At 68.1% G+C, this 18,625-nt stretch carries 16 protein-coding genes; 5 read left to right on the forward strand and 11 right to left on the reverse strand.

The window, feature by feature from the left end:
* Positions 1-60: 60 nt before the first annotated feature.
* Positions 61-1,206 (forward strand): citrate/2-methylcitrate synthase, encoded by a 1,146-nt coding sequence (locus Q0Q47_RS14925; protein ID WP_293861240.1) that lies wholly within the window; start codon positions 61-63, stop codon positions 1,204-1,206.
* Between the two features lie 10 nt (positions 1,207-1,216).
* Here Q0Q47_RS14925 and Q0Q47_RS14930 read toward each other — a convergent pair whose 3' ends face one another.
* From Q0Q47_RS14930 to kynU, 4 genes are all read right to left on the reverse strand, one after another.
* Positions 1,217-3,118 carry an EAL domain-containing protein gene (locus Q0Q47_RS14930; protein WP_293861243.1) on the reverse strand — a complete coding sequence of 634 codons (1,902 nt, stop codon included), beginning with the start codon at positions 3,116-3,118 and terminating at the stop codon, positions 1,217-1,219.
* A gap of 283 nt (positions 3,119-3,401) precedes the next feature.
* Entirely contained in the window at positions 3,402-4,331 is a 930-nt protein-coding gene (locus Q0Q47_RS14935) for a DMT family transporter (RefSeq protein WP_293861246.1), read from the reverse strand.
* Between the two features lie 12 nt (positions 4,332-4,343).
* A complete protein-coding gene (locus Q0Q47_RS14940; RefSeq protein WP_293861249.1) occupies positions 4,344-5,330 on the reverse strand; it encodes a hypothetical protein in 987 nt (328 codons plus the stop codon).
* 658 nt (positions 5,331-5,988) lie between these two features.
* On the reverse strand, positions 5,989-7,224 hold the full coding sequence (gene kynU, locus Q0Q47_RS14945) for a kynureninase (RefSeq protein WP_293861252.1): 1,236 nt from the start codon (positions 7,222-7,224) through the stop codon (positions 5,989-5,991).
* Between the two features lie 352 nt (positions 7,225-7,576).
* On the opposite strand from kynU, the gene minC reads away from it, so the two are divergent.
* From minC to minE, 3 genes are all read left to right on the forward strand, one after another.
* Positions 7,577-8,296: a septum site-determining protein MinC gene (minC, locus tag Q0Q47_RS14950; RefSeq protein WP_293861255.1), complete on the forward strand. Its 720-nt coding sequence runs from the start codon at positions 7,577-7,579 to the stop codon at positions 8,294-8,296.
* Positions 8,297-8,418: 122 nt separating this feature from the next.
* Positions 8,419-9,234, forward strand: a complete 816-nt coding sequence (gene minD, locus Q0Q47_RS14955) for a septum site-determining protein MinD (RefSeq protein ID WP_293861258.1) — start codon at positions 8,419-8,421, stop codon at positions 9,232-9,234.
* Positions 9,231-9,503, forward strand: coding sequence for a cell division topological specificity factor MinE (gene minE, locus Q0Q47_RS14960; protein WP_293861261.1), 273 nt, complete (start codon positions 9,231-9,233; stop codon positions 9,501-9,503). Before minD ends, minE begins: the two co-directional genes overlap by 4 nt.
* A 129-nt stretch (positions 9,504-9,632) precedes the next feature.
* Here the strand turns inward: minE and Q0Q47_RS14965 are convergent, their stop codons facing one another.
* The 6 genes from Q0Q47_RS14965 to Q0Q47_RS14990 form a co-directional block, all read right to left on the reverse strand.
* Entirely contained in the window at positions 9,633-10,883 is a 1,251-nt protein-coding gene (locus Q0Q47_RS14965; RefSeq protein ID WP_293861264.1) for a Zn-dependent hydrolase, read from the reverse strand.
* Positions 10,880-12,334 (reverse strand): dihydropyrimidinase, encoded by a 1,455-nt coding sequence (gene hydA / locus Q0Q47_RS14970; RefSeq protein WP_293861266.1) that lies wholly within the window; start codon positions 12,332-12,334, stop codon positions 10,880-10,882. The genes Q0Q47_RS14965 and hydA overlap by 4 nt, the downstream gene beginning before the upstream one ends.
* Positions 12,335-12,604: 270 nt before the next feature.
* Positions 12,605-13,591, reverse strand: a complete 987-nt coding sequence (locus tag Q0Q47_RS14975; protein WP_293861269.1) for an ABC transporter substrate-binding protein — start codon at positions 13,589-13,591, stop codon at positions 12,605-12,607.
* 35 nt (positions 13,592-13,626) lie between these two features.
* A complete protein-coding gene (locus tag Q0Q47_RS14980; protein WP_293861376.1) occupies positions 13,627-14,547 on the reverse strand; it encodes an ABC transporter permease in 921 nt (306 codons plus the stop codon).
* 83 nt (positions 14,548-14,630) lie between these two features.
* Positions 14,631-15,545, reverse strand: a complete 915-nt coding sequence (locus Q0Q47_RS14985; protein ID WP_293861272.1) for an ABC transporter permease — start codon at positions 15,543-15,545, stop codon at positions 14,631-14,633.
* Positions 15,535-16,323 (reverse strand): ABC transporter ATP-binding protein, encoded by a 789-nt coding sequence (locus Q0Q47_RS14990; protein ID WP_293861379.1) that lies wholly within the window; start codon positions 16,321-16,323, stop codon positions 15,535-15,537. The genes Q0Q47_RS14985 and Q0Q47_RS14990 overlap by 11 nt, the downstream gene beginning before the upstream one ends.
* A gap of 183 nt (positions 16,324-16,506) precedes the next feature.
* Here Q0Q47_RS14990 and rutR point away from each other — a divergent pair, with 183 nt between their 5' ends.
* Complete coding sequence (gene rutR, locus Q0Q47_RS14995; RefSeq protein ID WP_293861275.1) at positions 16,507-17,160, forward strand: HTH-type transcriptional regulator RutR; 654 nt, start codon at positions 16,507-16,509, stop codon at positions 17,158-17,160.
* A gap of 145 nt (positions 17,161-17,305) precedes the next feature.
* Here rutR and preA read toward each other — a convergent pair whose 3' ends face one another.
* Positions 17,306-18,619 carry an NAD-dependent dihydropyrimidine dehydrogenase subunit PreA gene (gene preA, locus Q0Q47_RS15000; RefSeq protein ID WP_293861277.1) on the reverse strand — a complete coding sequence of 438 codons (1,314 nt, stop codon included), beginning with the start codon at positions 18,617-18,619 and terminating at the stop codon, positions 17,306-17,308.
* Between the last annotated feature and the right edge of the window lie 6 nt (positions 18,620-18,625).

Below are 18,625 nucleotides of genomic sequence, written 5' to 3' on the forward strand. Positions count from 1 at the left end.
GTTCGCGTCCCCTTGCATTGGCGGTCAATGTTGATTGATATCGTCAATATGGAAACGCTGATGACCGCCCGCGAGGCCGCCGCCGAGCTCGGCGTGAGCCCCGCGACCCTCTACGCCTATGTGAGCCGCGGAATGATCCGGTCCGTTCCCCAGGTCGGGTCGCGGCAGAAGCTGTATGCGGCGGACGACGTCCGGGCGCTCAGGGGGCGGGCGGGTGCCCACGCTCCGGCCTTCGGCGAAACGGCGCAGGTGATCGAGACGGCGATGACCGCCATCCAGGGCGGGCGTCTGTTCTATCGCGGAATCGACGTCGAGACGCTGGCCGGGGGCAGCCGGCTCGAGACCATCGCAAGCCTCCTGTGGCAGACCGACGAGGACGTGTTCGCGCAGGCGCGGGACTTCCCGACGGTCCAGGCCGCGCCCGTGCAGGCCGGCGTCGTGTCGCGGCTGCTGGTCGACCTCGCCGTCGCCGCCGAGGCCGATCCGGCCGCCTATGTGCGCACGCCGGACGGTGTCGCCCGGACCGGCGCGCGCATCCTCTCGCAGATGACGGTCACGCTCGCGGGGCCTCGACCGCGCGCCGAGCCCATCCATGCCGCGCTGGCGCGGGGCTGGGACCGTCCGGCCGCCGAGAACCTCATCCGCACGGCCCTCGTGGTCCTGGCCGACCACGAGCTGGCGGCCTCCACCTATGCGGTGCGGGTCGCCACGTCGACGGGCGCGACGGCGTGGCGCGCCGTCTCGGCTGGACTGGCCTGCCTGGACGGGCCCCGCCACGGCGGCATGGGCGAGCAGGTTTCGGCTTTCCTGGAGGAGATCGGCGACCCCGGCCGCACCGAGGCGGCCTTCGTCCGGCGCCTCAGGGCAGGGCAGTCGGTGCCGGGCTTCGGCCATCCGCTCTATCCGGATGGGGACCCGCGCTGCCGGCTGCTGCTGGAGGCGGTGCGCCGGGACATGCCCTCGGCCGAAGGCGCCGCGCTCGCCGCGGCGGTCGCACGCACCGGCGTGACGCTGCTGGGCCGGTCACCGAACGTGGATTTCGGCCTCGCCGTCGCCTGCCGGGCGGCGGACCTCCCCCACGAGGCGCCGATGGCGCTGTTCGCGGTGGCCAGGACCGTGGGCTGGGTCGGTCACGTGATCGAGCAGGGGGCCAGCAGCGCCCTGATCCGGCCGCGGGCGCGCTATGTGGGGCGCCCGCCGGCCTGAGCGGTCCCGATCAGGCCGCCGACTTGTTGCGCGACTTCTTCGGCTGGTCGGTCGGAGCGAAGATCGGGCTGCGGATCACCGTGCGCAGCTGGGCCACCGGCAGCGGCCGGCAGAACAGGAAGCCCTGGATGGCATTGATGCCCAGGGTGCGCATGGCGGCGAGCTGGTCGCGATCCTCGATGCCCTCGGCCACGAGTTCGATGCCCAGGTCGCGCGTCAGCTGCGAGATGCCGCGGATGATGCTCTGGGTGCGCGGCGATCCCACGACGCGCTGGCAGAACTTGCGGTCGATCTTGAGCTTCGAGAACGGGAAGTCGTTGAGATAGCCCAGCGACGAGAAGCCCGTGCCGAAGTCGTCGAGCGAGACGCCGATGCCGGCCGCGCGAAACTCCTCGATGATGCCGAGCGTCTGCTCGGTGTCCTCGATGAGCACCGACTCGGTGACCTCGAGGTCGAGCCGGTGCGGCGCGAGGCCCGTGCTGGCGAGGGCGTCGCGCACCGTCTCGACGATCTCGCGGCCCTTGCGGAACTGCAGCGGCGAAAGGTTGACGGCAACGCGGATGTCGCTCGGCCAGGTGGCGGCCTCGGCGCAGGCGGACTTGAGGGCCCAGGCACCGATGTTCACGATCAGGCCGGTCGCCTCCGCGATCGGGATGAATTCGCCCGGCGGGATGCGTCCACGGCTGGGGTGGTTCCAGCGCAGCAGCGCCTCGCAGCAGATCGTGCGGCCGGTGCGCTGGTCGACAATCGGCTGGTAGACGAGCTCGAACTCGTCGTTCTGGATGGCCGAGCGCATGTCGTACTCGAGCTCCATCCGGTCGTGATAGAGCTCGGACAGCACGAGATTGTAGGCCACGGCCTGCCCGCGGCCGCTGCTCTTGGCCGAGTAGAGGGCGAGGTCGGCGTTGCGCATCAGCTCGTCGAAGTTGCGGCCCTGGTCGGGCCCGATGGCGTAGCCGATGCTGCCGCCGCAGAAGATCTCGGTCGGGCCGATCATGAAGCACTCGTCCAGCGCGTCGATGATGCGCTGCGCGGTGGCTTCCGCCGTCTCGGGCGTGGCGTTGTAGAGGGCCACCAGGAACTCGTCGCCGCCGATGCGGGCGAGTTCGTGCGGACCCTGCAGGAGCGCCGCCAGCCGGCGGGCCGTCTCCTTCAGCACCGCGTCGCCGGCCGGGTGACCGAGGCGGTCGTTGACGTCCTTGAACCGGTCCAGGTCGACCGCCATGAGCGCCACCATGGCGCCGCTGTCGGCCTCGCGCATCAGCCACTGGTTGACCAGCTTGATGAAGGCCGAGCGGTTCTTCAGCCCGGTCAGGGCGTCGTAGTGCGCGGCGCGCTCCAGCTCGGCATGGGCGCGGTGACGAAGCACGATGTTCTCGTGGATCGAGCGCGACATGTAGATGGTGCTGGCATAGAGCGACAGGATGAACACGGCCAGCGTGCCGTGCAGGACGTCCGCCCGCCAGATCAGGCCGAACAGGAACGGCAGGCAGATCGCGCTGATTTGGCCGATCGTGATGGTGGGACGGCTGGCGTTGCGCGACGAGATGCCGGCGATGTAGCCGATGGCGCAGCAGCTGGTGAGGATTTCGACTTCGTCGCCCGGATGCGCCAGCATCGAGTAGGCGCCGATGGTGCCGGTGAGCGCGGCGAACGACCAGGCGCCGGCGAGCGCGGTCTTTTCCCACGCCTGGAGCGTGCGCAGGTCCATCGCGTCGGCGTCGGCGCGCCGGAACAGGATGGACGCGATGGTGCGCATCAGCCCGATGACGATGAAGGCGGCCGCATAGCTGTAGTAATTGCGGTCGCCGCTCAGCGCGGCCGCGACGAGCGTGATGCTGACCGCGACGACGGACGCCGTCTGGATCGACTTCGGAGTCGAATACAGTTGCCGGACGAGTTCGACGTACAACTTCCCGTCGACGGTTGCGCTAGGGCGCAGCGCGTTCATTCCGGAAATGCTCGTAGAAGTTGTGTCAGCCATGACGACCCGACGTTTCTGCCATTCCGCTCCGATCTTCGCGTGCGGTTCCTAAGGAACACGTGTTTTCGGGAGATTTGTCAGGCCGCAGGGACGAATTCTTCGGGCCAAGGTGAACGGTCGGTTGCACTGATTTCAGAATGTCGGGGGTGCTCCCCGGGAAGCGCCGCGCGCCGCCCCGATCTGATACACGCAAGCGTTGTATTTGCGGGGTTTATTCGGCCGGGGCCGACTGGTGCCGGCGGACGACTGCGACCGGCCGTGACGGGATCAAACCGTATGCGATGCCGCTGAGGATCATGGCCGCGCCGAGGAACAGCCAGACGTTCAGCTGCTCGTCGTACAAAAGCCAGCCCACGATCGCAATGAGCGGGACGCGCAGGAAATCGAGGGGCACCACCATGCCGGCCTCGCCGATCTGGAGCGCCCGCGACAGACAGAGCTGCGAGCACATGCCGGCCACCGCGAGGCCAATCATGGCCGCCGTGGTCGTCCAGCTGAAGGGCAGGGCGAAGACCCTCAGGCCGCCATAGGCGAGCGCGCCGGCGGCGAAGAAGGCGAGCTGCAGGGTCATCATCCAGAACAGGATGGCCAGCAGCGGCTCGCTCAAGGCGAGGCGCCGGGTCAGGAGCACGTTGAGCCCGAAGCAGAACGCGGCCGCCAGCGGAAACAGGGCGGCCGTGTTGAAGGAGCCGGGCGACGGCCGGAGAATGATGAGGACGCCGAGCAGGCCGGCCAGGATGCCGATGGCGGCGCGCTTGTTGATCCGCTCGCCGAGCAGCGGAAAGGACAGCAGCGCGACCCAGGCCGGCGAAGTGAACTCGAGCGAGAAAACCGTGGCCAACGGTAAATAGGCGATGGCCAGGGTCCAGAGAATGCCGCCGATGGCGTGGATGATGTTGCGCGGCGCATGCATCGCCGCGCTGGAGCCCAGCAGTCGGGGCCGGGCCGAGGGCCGCAAGGCCGCGTAGCCCAGGATGAGCAGAAGGCCGCCAGCCGTCCTGACGATGCCGATCTCGAAGACGTTGAGGCTGCTCGTCAGGGTCCGGATGGAGATGGCCGCGAACACGAAGGCGACCAGTGCACCCGTCATCCACATGAAAACGGGCACCGCAGTGCTCGATTTCATGGGATCACGCGACATGCTGCCGTTCCGTCATTCAGTTGCAAGAGCGCGGTCGAGAACGGCCATCCGCATGAACTTCGACAGGCGCACCTGTTCGAAATACATGGCGTTCGGCAGGTCGTCGCAGTCCGGAGTGATCTCATCCTGACGCGGCAGAGGATGGTACAGCAATGCTTTCGATTTCGTTCGCTGGATCTTCTCAGCCGTAATCTGATGGCTGTCCGGGGTGTGGCGCGGTGACACGTAGTCGGTGCCCGGCGCCTGGCCGATGTCGGACATGTCGTAGGGCGCCATCATGATGGCGTCGCAGCCGGTCAGCGCGGTCTCGATGTCCGTGATCAGGCGCGTCCGGATCTGGTGCTCCGACAGCGCGGCGATGACGTCCGGCGGCACGTCCACGTGCGGCGGCGGGCAGAAGACCACCTCGGCGGGCGCCTCGTGGCGCAGGAGCTGCACGAGCGAGCGGACCGTGCGTCCCCTGGGATCCCCTCCGAAGCCGAGGACCTTGCCGCGCAGGCCGCGCAGGCCGCGGCGCATGGCGAAGATGTCGATCAGCGCCTGCGTCGGATGCTCGTTCCAGCCGTCGCCCGCATTGATGACGGGCTTGCGCGACTTCGACGCGATGCGGGCGGCGGCGCCCGTCTCGTGATGACGGATGACGATCGCGTCGCACAGGCGCGAGATGACCGCGCCGGCGTCCTCGAGCGACTCGCCCGTCCGGGTGTTCGATCGGGACGCGGACATGTCCTCCATGCCGATCGCATGGCATCCGAGCGAATAGGTCGCGACCTCGAAGCCGAGGCGCGTGCGCGTGCTGGATTGGAAGAACAGCAAGGCAACGGTCTTGCCGGCTGACCGCTGGTTGTCGGCACGGCCGGTCGCGAAGTCCGCGGCCATGGTGCACAGGGAGTCCACGTCGTCTGGTGTCAGGTCGCGGGCCGAGAGCACGTGGCCCACTCCCGGCACTGACTGGCCGGCCGCGAGCCCACGTTGCAGGGCACTGTCGATATAAATCATGTGTACGCCTCAGTTCCGATCGTTCCGTCGCTAACGATCCGTTAATCATTCTCCATGACAGGCCGGTGGCCGGGAAGGAGAACCTTGAGAAATGGTTAACGGAAACATTCAAATTTGAACCATTGCCACAAGTTTGGCTGAAAAAAGGTTCAAGAACAAGCGATGTTGTGTGCTGCAGCTGCGGCTACGCGTTATGGTAGAAAACGCGCATAGACTGTCTCTCAAGACCACCGGAGAACGATTTCCGAGACTTTGTCCTCACGCTCTTGTGTGTAAGACATGGAATACACTTTGGAGTGTCACGGCGAATTCGCTGCTGATGAGACTTGCCCGGTGACGGGTCAAAGCTCGGCAATTCGATTAGTGTCCGCCGGCGCGGGCCGGTCCGGCCCAGCCACAGCTCGGATTCGTGTTTGCTGACACAAAGCTGCCATAATCGCCCGTCGGACGGGCGCAGTGCGCACACGTGTCGGTTGGACGGGTCGATCGGGCTTATGAGGTAGCAACTTCGGCGGGCAAATCGGCTCACGTCCGCTGGCCAGGAGCGTCGCGACGGTGCCGTGGCCGCAAACGGCGCCCGACTCGCTGCCGAAGCCCGTGGCCGACCAGGCTCGGCCGCATGGTGCGTGTGCGCCGGGGCCGCGGACGCCGGGCAGGTTCAGGTCACCCTGGCGCGGCGCAGGAACATCTCCTGGTTCCATTCCTCGGTGGCCATGATCTCGCGCAGGTGGCCGACGAGGCCCCACAGGTCGGAGAACCGCGCGTAGAGCGGGCAGAAGCCGAAGCGCAGGACGTCCGGCGCGCGGAAGTCGCCGATGACGCCGCGCGAGATCAGCGCCTGCATGATGGCGTAACCCTGGGGATGGGTCAGCGACACCTGCGAGCCGCGCGCGGTTCCGTCCCGGGGAGAGCCGAGCCCGAATCCGGCCGCGCCGAGCTCCTGCTCGACGAGCCCGATGAACAGGTCGCCCAGGCGGATGCTCTTGGCCCGGACGAGCCGCATGTCGACGCCGTCGAAAGCGTCCAGCGAGGCGTCGAGTGCCGCGAGCGACAGGATGTTGGGCGTGCCGCAGATGAACCGGGCGATTCCGTCGGCCGGCCGGTAGCCCAGGTCGAAGGCGAAGGGAGCCGCGTGGCCGAGCCAGCCGGTGAGGGGAGAGTGCACCGCCGCCTGATGGCGCGGCGCCACGTAGAGCCAGGCCGGGGCGCCGGGCCCGCCGTTCAGGTACTTGTAGGAACAGCCGACGGCGAGATCCACCTTGCAGCCGGCAAGGTCGACCGGCATGGCCCCGGTGCTGTGGGCGAGGTCCCAGATGACGATCGCGCCGGCGGCATGGGCGCGCGCCGTGATGGCTTCCATGTCGTGCATCTGACCGGTGCGATAGTCGACGTGCGTGAGCATCACGACGGCGGTCGACGGCCCGATGGCCTCTGCCACGTCCTGCGGCTCCACCACCTTGAGCCGGTGATCGCGCCCGATGATCTGCGCGGCGCCGGACGCGACGTAGAGATCGGTCGGGAAGTTGCCGCTGTCGGAGAGGATCTCGGGACGTCCGGGGTTGAGGGCCAGGGCCGCGCAGACCAGCTTGAACAGGTTCACCGAGGTGCTGTCGGCGGAGATGATGCTGCCCGGCTCGGCGCCGACCAGGCTGGCGATGCGCCCGCCGACGCGGGCCGGCAGGTCCATCCAGCCTGCCGTGTTCCAGCTGCGGATCAGTCCTTCGCCCCATTGCTCTTCGACGACGGTCTTCATGCGGGCCGGGACGCCGCGCGGCAGCGGGCCCAGCGAGTTGCCGTCGAAATAGAGCACGCCATCGGGCAGATGGAACCGCTCGCGGCAATGGGCGAGGGGATCTGCGGCATCGAGGGCGGCGAGGGTGGTCTGGGTGATCATGACAGCGCTGCTCGAACGTGCGGGACGTGCAGTGTAATGCGGATTCCCGGCTCTGTGCGATGCGGCTCGCCGTCTTCTTTCGGTGTCCGTCCAGGCGGTCGCGAGGGGGCGGTCGAGCACCTCCGCCGATACCTTTCCGGCGAATCCCGCGACGGCGGCAAAGGCCGACGGCGGCGACCCGCTCACTTCATGAGGGTGGAAACGGCCAGAGAGGTTGTGGTCGTGACGGATTGAAGCCTGGGGTAGGCGGGTCGTTAACAAATTCCATGGGGCGATCGGCAGAAGTTGCCCATTTCTTTACGCCTCATTAACCAACTCGGCCCGAAATCGATGCGGTAGGAGAATCTTAACCGTGTCCGCCAGCCCCAAGCCCGATCAGCCCTCCCGTCCCATGCTCCGCTTCCGCGGTCGCTCGTTCCTGGCGCTCGCCCTGGCACCCGCCCAGCCGCTCGAGGCCTGGCTCGCCGATCTCGACGCGTGGCTGGAGCGCTCGCCCGGTTTCTTCACGGGCCGCCCCGTGATCCTCGACCTGTCCGCCGCCAAGATTCCGGTGGCGGACCTCGGCTCCTTCATCGCCGACCTCGCCGGCCGCAGCATCCGCATCATGGCGGTGGAAGGGATCGAGGAGGGCAGCCTCGGTCTCGGGTTGCCGCCGGCCATCGGCCGCGGTCGCGACGCGACGTTGCCGGAGGCCAAGCCCGCGGCTGACGAGGGTTCGAAGCAGCCGAAGTCGGCGCCCGAGCCGGTGTCGCTGATCATCGACGAGCCCGTCCGCTCGGGCCAGACCGTCTTCCATCCGCGCGGCGACGTGATCGTCATGGGCTCCGTGTCGTCGGGCTCGGAGATCGTCGCGGGCGGATCGATCCATGTCTACGGAGCGCTGCGCGGGCGGGCCATTGCCGGCGTCGCCAACCAGCCCGGCGCCCGCATCATCTGCCGCAAGTTTGAAGCCGAACTCCTTGCCATTGATGGCCTTTACAAGGCCGCCGACGACATGGATCCGGCTCTCCATGGAAGGGCCGTTTCGGCTCGAATCGTCGACGACGCGCTCGTCGTGTCGGCGCTGGACTAGAGCGACCGGCCTGATTTCATCAGGTCGGCCGCTCTGAGGTGAATGTTGTCGCATTTTCTTTCGACGAACCGGAATCCACTTCGTCGGAAAATGCTCTACGGGGACTGAGGAGGAGAATGAGCATGGCCAAGGTTCTGGTGGTCACCTCGGGCAAGGGAGGCGTCGGCAAGACCACGTCGACTGCGGCCCTGGGTGCGGCTCTCGCCCAGATGGGGCAGAACGTCGCCGTCGTCGATTTCGACGTCGGCCTGCGCAATCTCGACCTCGTGATGGGCGCTGAACGGCGCGTCGTCTACGACGTGGTCAACGTGATCCAGGGCGAGGCGAAGCTCGCCCAGGCGCTCATCCGTGACAAGCGCCTGGACAACCTGGCGCTGCTGCCCGCCTCCCAGACGCGCGACAAGGACGCGCTGACGGAAGACGGCGTCGCCCGGGTCATCGACGAGCTCCGGCAGAAGTTCGACTGGATCATCTGCGACAGCCCCGCCGGTATCGAGCGCGGCGCGACGCTGGCCATGCGTCATGCCGATGTGGCCGTCGTGGTCACCAACCCGGAAGTCTCCTCGGTCCGGGACAGCGACCGCATCATCGGCCTGCTCGACTCCAAGACGCTGCGCGCCGAACGGGGCGAGCGGATGGAGAAGCACCTCCTCATCACGCGCTACGACCGGATCCGGGCCGAGCGCGGCGACATGCTCAAGACCGACGACGTCCTCGAGATCCTCTCGATCCCGCTTCTCGGGATCGTGCCGGAGAGCCAGGACGTGCTGCGCGCCTCCAACATCGGGCAGCCGGTGACGGTGAGCGGACCCGACAGTCCGGCGGGCCGCGCCTATGCCGAAGCGGCGCGCCGGCTGAAGGGCGAGGCACTCCCGGTCTCCGTGCCGGGCGAAAGGGCCGGCTTCTTCGGCAAGCTTTTCGGCCGGAGGGCCGCATGAACATCTTCTCGATCTTCAACCGCCGGGCCTCGGCGCCGGTGGCGCGCGAGAGGCTGCAGGTCCTGCTGGCCCATGAGCGGGCGAGCATCGGCCAGACGGATCTCGTCGCCGTGCTGCGCGAGGAAATCCTCGCGGTCATCGCCAAGCACGTCTCGGTGGAGCCCGACAACCTGCGCATCCGCATGGAGCGCGGCGACCAGATGAGCACCCTGGAAGTCGAGGTCGACATTCCCAAGGCCGCGCGCGTGAGGCTGGCCCTGACGGGCTGAGCCCGCCAGACACGCCTGAAACAGGAAGGCCCCGCGCGAGCGGGGCCTTCGTTCTTTGGTGGGGTGACGGCGTCCAACGCCGGGCCGATCGGGTCGGGTTAACCCGTCCCGCGGTCCGCTTGCTTGCTCTCAGCCCGCCGTCCGCTTGTCGTACTCCAGCACGGCTTCCAGCAGCACCTGGGCGCCCGCCGCGCATTCGTCGAAAGTGGTCGACTCCGCCTCGTTGTGGCTGATGCCCCCCAGGCAGGGGACGAAGATCATCGTGGTGGGGGCGACGCGGGCAATGTAGGCGGCGTCGTGGCCCGCGCCCGAGACCATGTCGCGGTGGGCGAAGCCGGCCTTGTCCGCGCCGTTCCTCACGCAGTCGATGAGGTCGGGGTGGAACTTCACGGCGGGCGACATCCAGATCCGCTTTTCCTCGAAGGTGAGCTTCAGGGGCTCCATCACCTTCGGCAGCGCGGCCCGGAAGGCGCTTTCCATCGTGTCCAGAACGGCTTCGTCGGGGTGACGGAAGTCCACGGTGAAGAAGACCTCGCCCGGCACCACGTTGCGCGAGTTCGGCCGGTTCTCGATGAGGCCCACCGTACCCACGGCGAGCGGCGCGTGGTCGATGGCGATCTGGTGGACGGCCTCGATCATGCGCGCGGCGCCGAGCAGGGCGTTCTTGCGCAGGTGCATCGGGGTCGCGCCGGTGTGCGCGTCCTGCCCGGTCACCGTCACCTCGTACCAGCGCATGCCCTGGACGCCGGTGACGACGCCGATCATGCGGCTCTCGTCCTCCAGAATCGGACCCTGCTCGATGTGGAGCTCGAACATGGCGCCGAGCGTGTGACCGCCGGCCTTCTCCTCGCCGCGGTAGCCGATGCGCTCGAGTTCGTCCTTGTAGGCCTTCCCGTCGCGGTCCTCGCGCGTGTAGGCGTAGTCGGTGGTGAACACGCCGGCGAAGACGCCGGAGGCGAGCATCGCCGGGGCGAAGCGCGAGCCCTCCTCGTTGGTCCAGTTCACGAGCTCGATGGGGGAGGTCGTCTCGTAGCCGGTCTCGTGCAGGGTGCGCAGCACCTCCAGCCCCCCGAGCACGCCCAGCACTCCGTCGAACTTGCCGCCGGTCGGCTGGGTGTCGAGGTGCGAGCCCATGCAGATCGGAAGGCGCGCATTGTCCTTGCCCGGCCGCCTTGCGAACATGTTGCCGACTTCGTCGACGGTCACGGTGCAGCCGAGCTTTTCGCACTCGGCCTTGAACCAGTCGCGGACGCGCTTGTCCTCGTCCGACAGCGTCAGGCGGCGGATGCCGCCCTTGGCCGTGCCGCCGATCTTCGCCGTGTCCATCAGCGCGTCCCACAGGCGCTGAGGGTTGATCTTGAGGTTGGCGAGGCTCGTCACGGCGTCACCTCGAGGCGCTGCACGGCGCGCGGCTTGGTGATTTCCCGCCAGGTGCTGTTGGCGACGTGCACGGCCGGGTAGGGGGGACGCGCCACGTAGTCGCCGTCGCCGGGCTTGGCCCGCATGTCGCCGTCCTTCCAGGCGACGCGCCCGCGCGACAGCGTCATGACCGGCGCGCCGGTGCAGACATAGCCCTCGAAGACGTTGGATTCGATGCGCGAGACCTGGTTCTTCGCCGAGATCACCTTCGTCTTGCCGGGATCCCAGATGACGAGGTCGGCGTCAGAGCCCACGGCGACGGCGCCCTTGCGCGGGTAGACGTTGAGGATGCGCGCGATGTTGGAGGAGGTTACCGCGACGAACTCCTCCTTGGTGAGGCGGCCCGTGTTGACGCCCGCCGTCCACAGCACCGGCATGCGGTCCTCGAGCCCGCCGGTGCCGTTGGGGATCATGCGGAAATCGGCCTTGCCGAGCCGCTTCTGTTCGTCGGTGAAGGAGCAGTGATCGGTGGCCACCACCTGCAGCGAGCCCGACTGCAGGCCCGCCCACAGGCTCTGCTGGTGCTCCTTCGGCCGGAAGGGCGGCGACATGACGCGACGGGCCGCGTAGAGCCAGTCCTTGTTCTGGTACTCGCTGGCATCCAGCACGAGGTGCTGGATCAGCGGCTCGCCGAAGACGCGCTTGCCCTCGGCACGCGCCCGGGCGATCGCCTCGTGCGACTGCCGGCAGGACGTGTGCACCACGTAGAGCGGCACGCCGGCCATGTCGGCGATCATGATGGCGCGGTTCGTCGCCTCGCCCTCGACCTCGGGGGGACGCGAATAGGCGTGGCCCTCCGGACCGGTCACGCCGGTCGACATGTAGTGTTCCTGCATGCGGGCGACGACGTCGCCGTTCTCGGCATGGACGAGCGGCATGGCGCCCAGCGCCGCGCAGCGGGAGAACGAGGCGTACATCTCGTCGTCGTTCACCATCAGGGCGCCCTTGTACGCCATGAAGTGCTTGAACGTGTTGATGCCGTAGGTCTTCACGACGGTTTCCATCTCGTCGTGGACCTCCTTGGTCCAGGAGGTGACCGCCATGTGGAAGCTGTAGTCGGTCGCGGCCTTCTCGGCCTTGCGGCGCCAGTCCTGGTAGGCGGCGAGCATCGACTGGCCGGGATTGGGGATGCAGAAGTCGACGATCATCGTCGTCCCGCCGGAGATCGCGGCCTTCGTCGCCCACTCGAAGTCGTCTGCGGCGACGGTGCCCATGAAGGGCAGTTCGCAGTGGGTGTGCGGGTCGATGCCGCCCGGCATCACGTAGCAGCCCCCGGCGTCGATGACGTCCGCGCCGGCTGGCGCGTCGAGGTTGGCGCCGATCGCGACGATCGTGCCGTTGTCGACGAGTACGTCCGCCTGGCGCGACGTGTCGTGGTTCACCACCGTTCCACCGCGGATGAGAAGGGCCATCGGAGTCTCCTGGAGTTTTCGTAGTGGGTTCTTGCTGGGCGGTTCGGCAAAGCCTGCAGGGTCTTGGCCGTGAAGCGCGATCCCTCTCCGCGTCCTGCCCGGGCTTGGCCCGGGCATCCACGACTTTGCTTGGGCAGGGTGGCTGGTCCCCACCGAAGTCGTGGGTGGCCGGGCCAAGCCCGGCCATGACGGCCCAGAGAGCGCGGCCTCCCGGGGAGGCATTCAAGCAGGAGCAAGCGGGCGGGGCAGGGGCCCCGCCCGCCGTTCATGTCACTTCAGCGCGGCGTCGGTGACCTTGGAGCTCGTGGCGCCCGTGGGGGCCTTGGTGATGACCGGGGCGTCGCCGCCGGCCGAGAGCAGCGTCTTCACGGTGCGCTCGTAGTCGGCGGTCTCGAGCTTGCCGTTCGAGCCCTCGGTCAGCTTGTTGATCTCGCCCATCATGCGGACCTGGTGCTTCTCGGTCTGGGCGCCGGTGGCGTCGTTGTCGAGGACGATCTTGGCGGCCGCCTGCTGGTTGGCGCGCGCCCAGTCCCAGCCCTTCATCGAGGCCTTCACGAAGCGGGCGAGCGCATCGACCTGCTTGGGGTCGTTGAGCTTGGCTTCGGTGGTGTAGAGCCCGTCCTCGAGGGTGGAGACGCCCTGGTCCTCGTACTTGAAGACCACGAGGTCCTCGGCCTTGATGCCGGCGTCGATGACCTGCCAGTACTCGTTGTAGGTCATGGTCGAGACGCAGTCGGCCTGCTTCTGCAGGAGCGGATCGACGTTGAAGCCCTGCTTCACCACCTTCACGCCGCCGGCCGAACCGTCGGTCTTGAGGCCGAGCTTGGCCATCCAGGCCATGAACGGATACTCGTTGCCGAAGAACCAGACGCCGAGCGTGCGGTTCTTGAAGTCGTCCGGCGACTTGATGCCGGTGTCCTTGCGGCAGGTCAGCATCATGCCCGAGCGCTTGAAGGGCTGGGCGATGTTGACCAGCGGCACGCCCTTCTCGCGTGCGGCGAGCGCGGCCGGCATCCACTCGACGATCACGTCGGCGCCGCCGCCGGCGATGACCTGCGGCGGGGCGATGTCGGGGCCGCCCGGCTTGATCGTCACGTCGAGGCCGGCTTCCTTGTAGAAGCCCTTGTCCTTGGCCACGTAGTAGCCCGCGAACTGGGCCTGCGTGACCCATTTCAGCTGCAGCGTCAGCTTGTCCTGGGCCTGCGCGACGCCCATGGCGCCGAACAGGGCCGCAGCCGCAATCATCGATCGCTTCATCGTCCACTCCTCTCCCTTGCCGGTTTGCCCGGCCTTCATGCCGCCCGCCTCCGGCGGTACGACGGATGCCAGAACGTGGCCGCCCGCTCCGCCATGGCGATGAGGCCATAGAACAGCGTGCCGGCGACCGCGGCCACCACGATCTCGGCCCACACCATGTCGAGCTGCATGCGCCCGACTTCGGTCGAGATGCGGAAGCCCATGCCCACGATCGGCGTGCCGAAGAACTCGGCCACGATGGCGCCGATGAGCGCGAGCGTCGAATTGATCTTCAGGCCATTGAACACGAACGGCAATGCCGCAGGCAGCCGCAGTTTCAGGAGCGTGGTGCCCCAGGAGGCGGCGTAGGAGCGCATCAGGTCGCGCTCCAGGCGGCCGGCCGCCTCCAGCCCCGCGACCGTGTTCACGAGCATGGGGAAGAAGGTCATCACCACGACGACGGCGACCTTGGAGTGCCAGTCGAACCCGAACCACATGACCATGATCGGCGCGATGCCGATGACGGGGAGGGCCGAGACGAAGTTGCCGAGCGGCAGCAGGCCGCGCCGCAGGAACGGCACCCGGTCGGCGAGCAGCGCCACGGCGAAGCCCAGCGCCGAGCCGAGCAGCCAGCCGGGAACGACGCTGCGCACGAAGGTCTGCCGGAAGTCCGCGACCAGCGTCGCCTGCGAGACGGCGAGCTTGGCCAGGATCGCCGAGGGGGGCGGCATCAGGACGGTCGGCACGCCGAAGCCCAGGCACACCACCTCCCACAGGAAGAAGCAGGTCAGGCCGAACAGCACGGGCACCGCGACGTCGCGTGCCCGCGCCGAGGGGCCGGACGCCAGGGGCAGGCGCGTCAGGCGATCGTTGACGCCCCAGGCCGCGATCCAGAGCGCCACCACCAGCGCCCAGAACCAGACGGGCGCGTTGCCGGCGACACCGGGACGGTGCGCGAGCGTCGCCACCGCGGCCATGCCCGCCACGGTCGCGGCGGTCGCGACGAGCGTGCGGGCCGTAATCGAGGCGGCGGGGGGCGCCAGGGGAGCGGCCACGGCGCTCATGGGCGCGCTCCCATCAGCCGCATGGTGACGCGCTCGATGAGGGCGACGGCGAGGACGAGGCCCGAGGCCAGGATGGACGAGGCGAAGAGGGCCGACCAGATCTGGACGGTCTGGCCGTAATAGGAGCCGGAGAGCAGGCGAGCGCCGAGGCCTGCCTGCGCCCCCGTCGGCAGTTCGCCCACGATGGCGCCGACGAGGCTGATGGCGACGGCGACCTTCAGCGAGGCGAAGAGAAACGGCACCGAGGCCGGCCAGCGCAGCTTCGCGAAGGTCTGGAGCCCGGACGCCGAATAGGTCCGCATGAGGTCGAGTTGCATGGTGTCGGGCGAGGTGAAGCCCTTCACCATGCCGATGGTGACCGGGAAGAAGCACAGGTACATCGAGATGATCGCCTTCGGCACGAGGCCGGTCAGGCCGATCGACCCGAGCACCACGATGACGATGGGGGCGACGGCCAGGATCGGGATCGTCTGGGAGGCGATGATCCAGGGCAGGAGGCTCTTCTCCAGCGGCTTCACCGACACGATGCCGATCGCCAGCACGATGCCCAGCAGCGAGCCGAGCGCGAAGCCGACCAGCGTCGAGGACAGCGTGACCCAGCCGTGGAACAGGAGGCTGCGCGGCGAGGTGGCGCGGGTCTCCACCGTGGTCTTCCACAACTCGGCGATCACCTGGTGCGGCGCCGGCAGCACGGGCCGATCGAGCGCGTAGGCCGCGGCGAAGCGCTCCGCGAAGGGCACTTCCTTGGGCATGGACGGCAGGTCGGCGTTCATCGGATACACGGCCGCGTACCAGGCGAGCACGATGAGCGCGACGATCGCCAGCACGGCGACGGCCTTGGACTGCGCGATGCCGGCGGCGATCCGGCCGCCCGCCCGGGACCGGGGCAGGGCGAGCGCCTCAGTCGTCATAGGAATGGCCCGCGCGCAGGCCGTCGCGCACGCGCTGCGCGATGGCCAGGAATTCCGGCGTCTCGCGCATGTCGAGCGTGCGGTGCGCCGGCAGGTTGCAATCGATGGTGTCGATGATCCGGCCCGGCCGGGGAGACATCACGACGATGCGGGTGGACAGGTACACGGCCTCCGGGATCGAATGCGTGACGAAGAGCACGGTCTTTCCGGTCTTGCGCCACAGGGCGAGGAGCTGGTCGTTGAGCTTGTCGCGGACGATCTCGTCCAGCGCCCCGAAAGGCTCGTCCATGAAGAGGAGCTTGGGGTCGAAGGACAAGGCGCGCGCGATGGAGGCACGCTGCTGCATGCCGCCCGAGAGCTGCCATGGATACTTGCCCTCGAAGCCGGTCAGGTTGACGAGTTCGAGGTTGCGCTTGGCCCGCTCCCGCCGTTCGGACGCGGGGTAGCCCATGATCTCCAGGGGCAGCGTGACGTTCTTCTCCACCGTGCGCCACGGATAGAGCGCCGGGGCCTGGAAGACGTAGCCGTACTGGCGGCCGAGCCGGGCCTCCTCCGGGCTGACGCCATTGACGCGGGCACTGCCGGAGGTGGCGCTTTCCAGATCGGCCAGCACGCGCAGGAGCGTGGTCTTGCCGCACCCGGACGGGCCGATGAACGAGACGAACTCGCCCTCCTCGACGGTGAGGTCGACGTTGGACAGCGCGTAGACCGGGCCATCGGCGGTGTCGAAGGTGAGAGACAGTCCTTCGACCGCGATCACGGGCCGGCGCGACGCCAACCCCGCGTCTTGTCCCGGTGCTTGAGCCACAGTCGTCACCGTCACGCCCTACGCTCCCCGGCCATTGACCCGAGCCAGCACGGTCGCCAGTCTTGATCGAACGGTCAAGGGGCGGTATCGCCTCGAAGGACCCGCTGCGCACAGGTTCGATGCGCCGCGGCAGGGAGGATGCGGACGGATCCCATGGACGAGGCCGCCGGAACGATGGACATGCGCGGGGCCGAGACCTCGCGCTCGCGCGCGGGACAGGAGAATGTCGAACGCATTCTCGACCGTGCGCTGGAGATTTTCGCCACCTTCGGCTTCCGCGGCACGCGCATCGACCAGATCGCGTCGGCCGCCGGGCTCTCCAAGACGAACCTGCTCTATTACTTCCGCCGCAAGGAAGACCTCTATCTCGCCGTCCTGCAGCGCACGCTCGACATGTGGCTGGAGCCGCTGCAGTCGCTCGATGCCGGCGGCGATCCGGAACGGGCCATCGAGGCCTATATTCGCCAGAAGCTTTCGGCCTCCCGCGATGCGCCCGCCGCCTCGCGGCTGTTCGCGCTGGAGGTGATCCAGGGCGCGCCGATCCTCGGTCCGGTACTGGAGACCCAGCTCGCCGACCTCGTGGACCGCAAGGCGACCACCATCCAGTCGTGGATCGATGCGGGAAAGATCGTCGCCGTGTCGCCGCGTCATCTCATCTACACGATCTGGTCCGTCACCCAGCACTATGCTGACTTCGCCGCGCAGATCCGCGCCATCGAGGGGAGGGACCTCTCGGATCCCGTCTTCTTCGAGGACACCTGCCGGACGGTGACCCAGCTGGTGCTCAGGGGGATCCTGCCGCGGTAGGATCCACGGGCGTCGAGCCTCGCTCTCTCCACGTCCCGGCCGGGCCTGGCCCGGCCATCCACGACTGGACCACCATCGCGAGGGCAAGTCGTGGGTCCCCGGGCCGAGCCCGGGGATGACGGAGAGAGGGAGGCTGAACCTGCTCCTACTCCGCCGGCTCGGCGGCCCGCATCGGGTTGTTGGGGTGCTGGGTCCAGTTGATCGGCGTGCCCACGACCCGGCCCGTGCGCTTGTCGACCTCGCCGGGCTGCAGCGGCACCATGGTGATGCAGCCTTCGACCGGGCAGACGACGGCGCATAGGTTGCAGCCCACGCATTCCTCCTCGATCACCTCGAAGTGGCGCACGCCGTCCTTCAGCGCCGAGATGGCCTGGTGGGATGTGTCCTCGCAGGAGATGTGGCAGCGGCCGCACTTGATGCAGAGGTCCTGGTCGATGTGCGCCTTCACGGCGTAGTCGAGGTCGAGATACTGCCAGTCGGTGACCTTGGGCACCGCGCGGCCGACGAAGTCGTCGAGGCGGGCATAGCCCTTCTCGTCCATGAAGGCGGCGAGCCCGGTCTTCATCTCCTCGACGATCTTGAAGCCGTAGACCATGGCGGCGGTGCAGACCTGCACGGTGCCGGCGCCCATGGCCATGAACTCGGCCGCGTCCTTCCAGGTCTCGATGCCGCCGATGGCCGAGATCGGGATGCCCTGCAGATGCGGGGTGCGTGCGATGTCGGCCACCATGTTGAGCGCCATCGGCTTCACCGCGGGGCCGCACATGCCGCCATGGGTGCCGTAGCCGCCCGTGGCCGGCGAGGGCGTCATGGCGTCGAGGTCGACGCCCATCATGGAGTTGACGGTGTTGATGAGCGACACCGCGTCCGCGCCGCCCTTCTTGGCCGCCGCGGCGGGGCCCTTGATGTCGGCGACGTTGGGCGTGAGCTTCACGATCACCGGCATGCGCGAGTGCTGCTTGCACCAGCGCGTGACCATCTCGACGTATTCCGGCACCTGGCCGACCGCCGCGCCCATGCCGCGCTCGGACATGCCGTGCGGGCAGCCGAAATTGAGCTCGACCCCGTCGGCCTCGGTGTCCTCCACCTGCCGGAGGATGGCCTTCCAGCTGTCCTCGGTGCACGGCACCATCAGCGACACGACGAGCGCCCGGTCCGGCCAGTCGCGCTTCACCTGCTTGATCTCCTGGAGGTTCACCTCCAGCGGCCGGTCGGTGATGAGCTCGATGTTGTTGAAGCCGATGACGCGGCGGTCGCCGGCGTGGATCGCGCCGTAGCGCGGGCCGGAGACGTTGACGATGGGCGGGCCGGCTTCGCCCAGCGTCTTCCACACCACGCCGCCCCAGCCGGCGCGGAAGGCGCGCACGACGTTGTAGGCCTTGTCGGTGGGGGGAGCGGAGGCGAGCCAGAACGGGTTCGGGGCCTTGATGCCGCAGAAGTCGACGCGAAGATCAGCCATCGTTCC

Source organism: uncultured Alsobacter sp. (genome assembly GCF_945952055.1).
In the GTDB taxonomy this organism is placed as follows: Bacteria; Pseudomonadota; Alphaproteobacteria; order Rhizobiales; family Beijerinckiaceae; genus Alsobacter.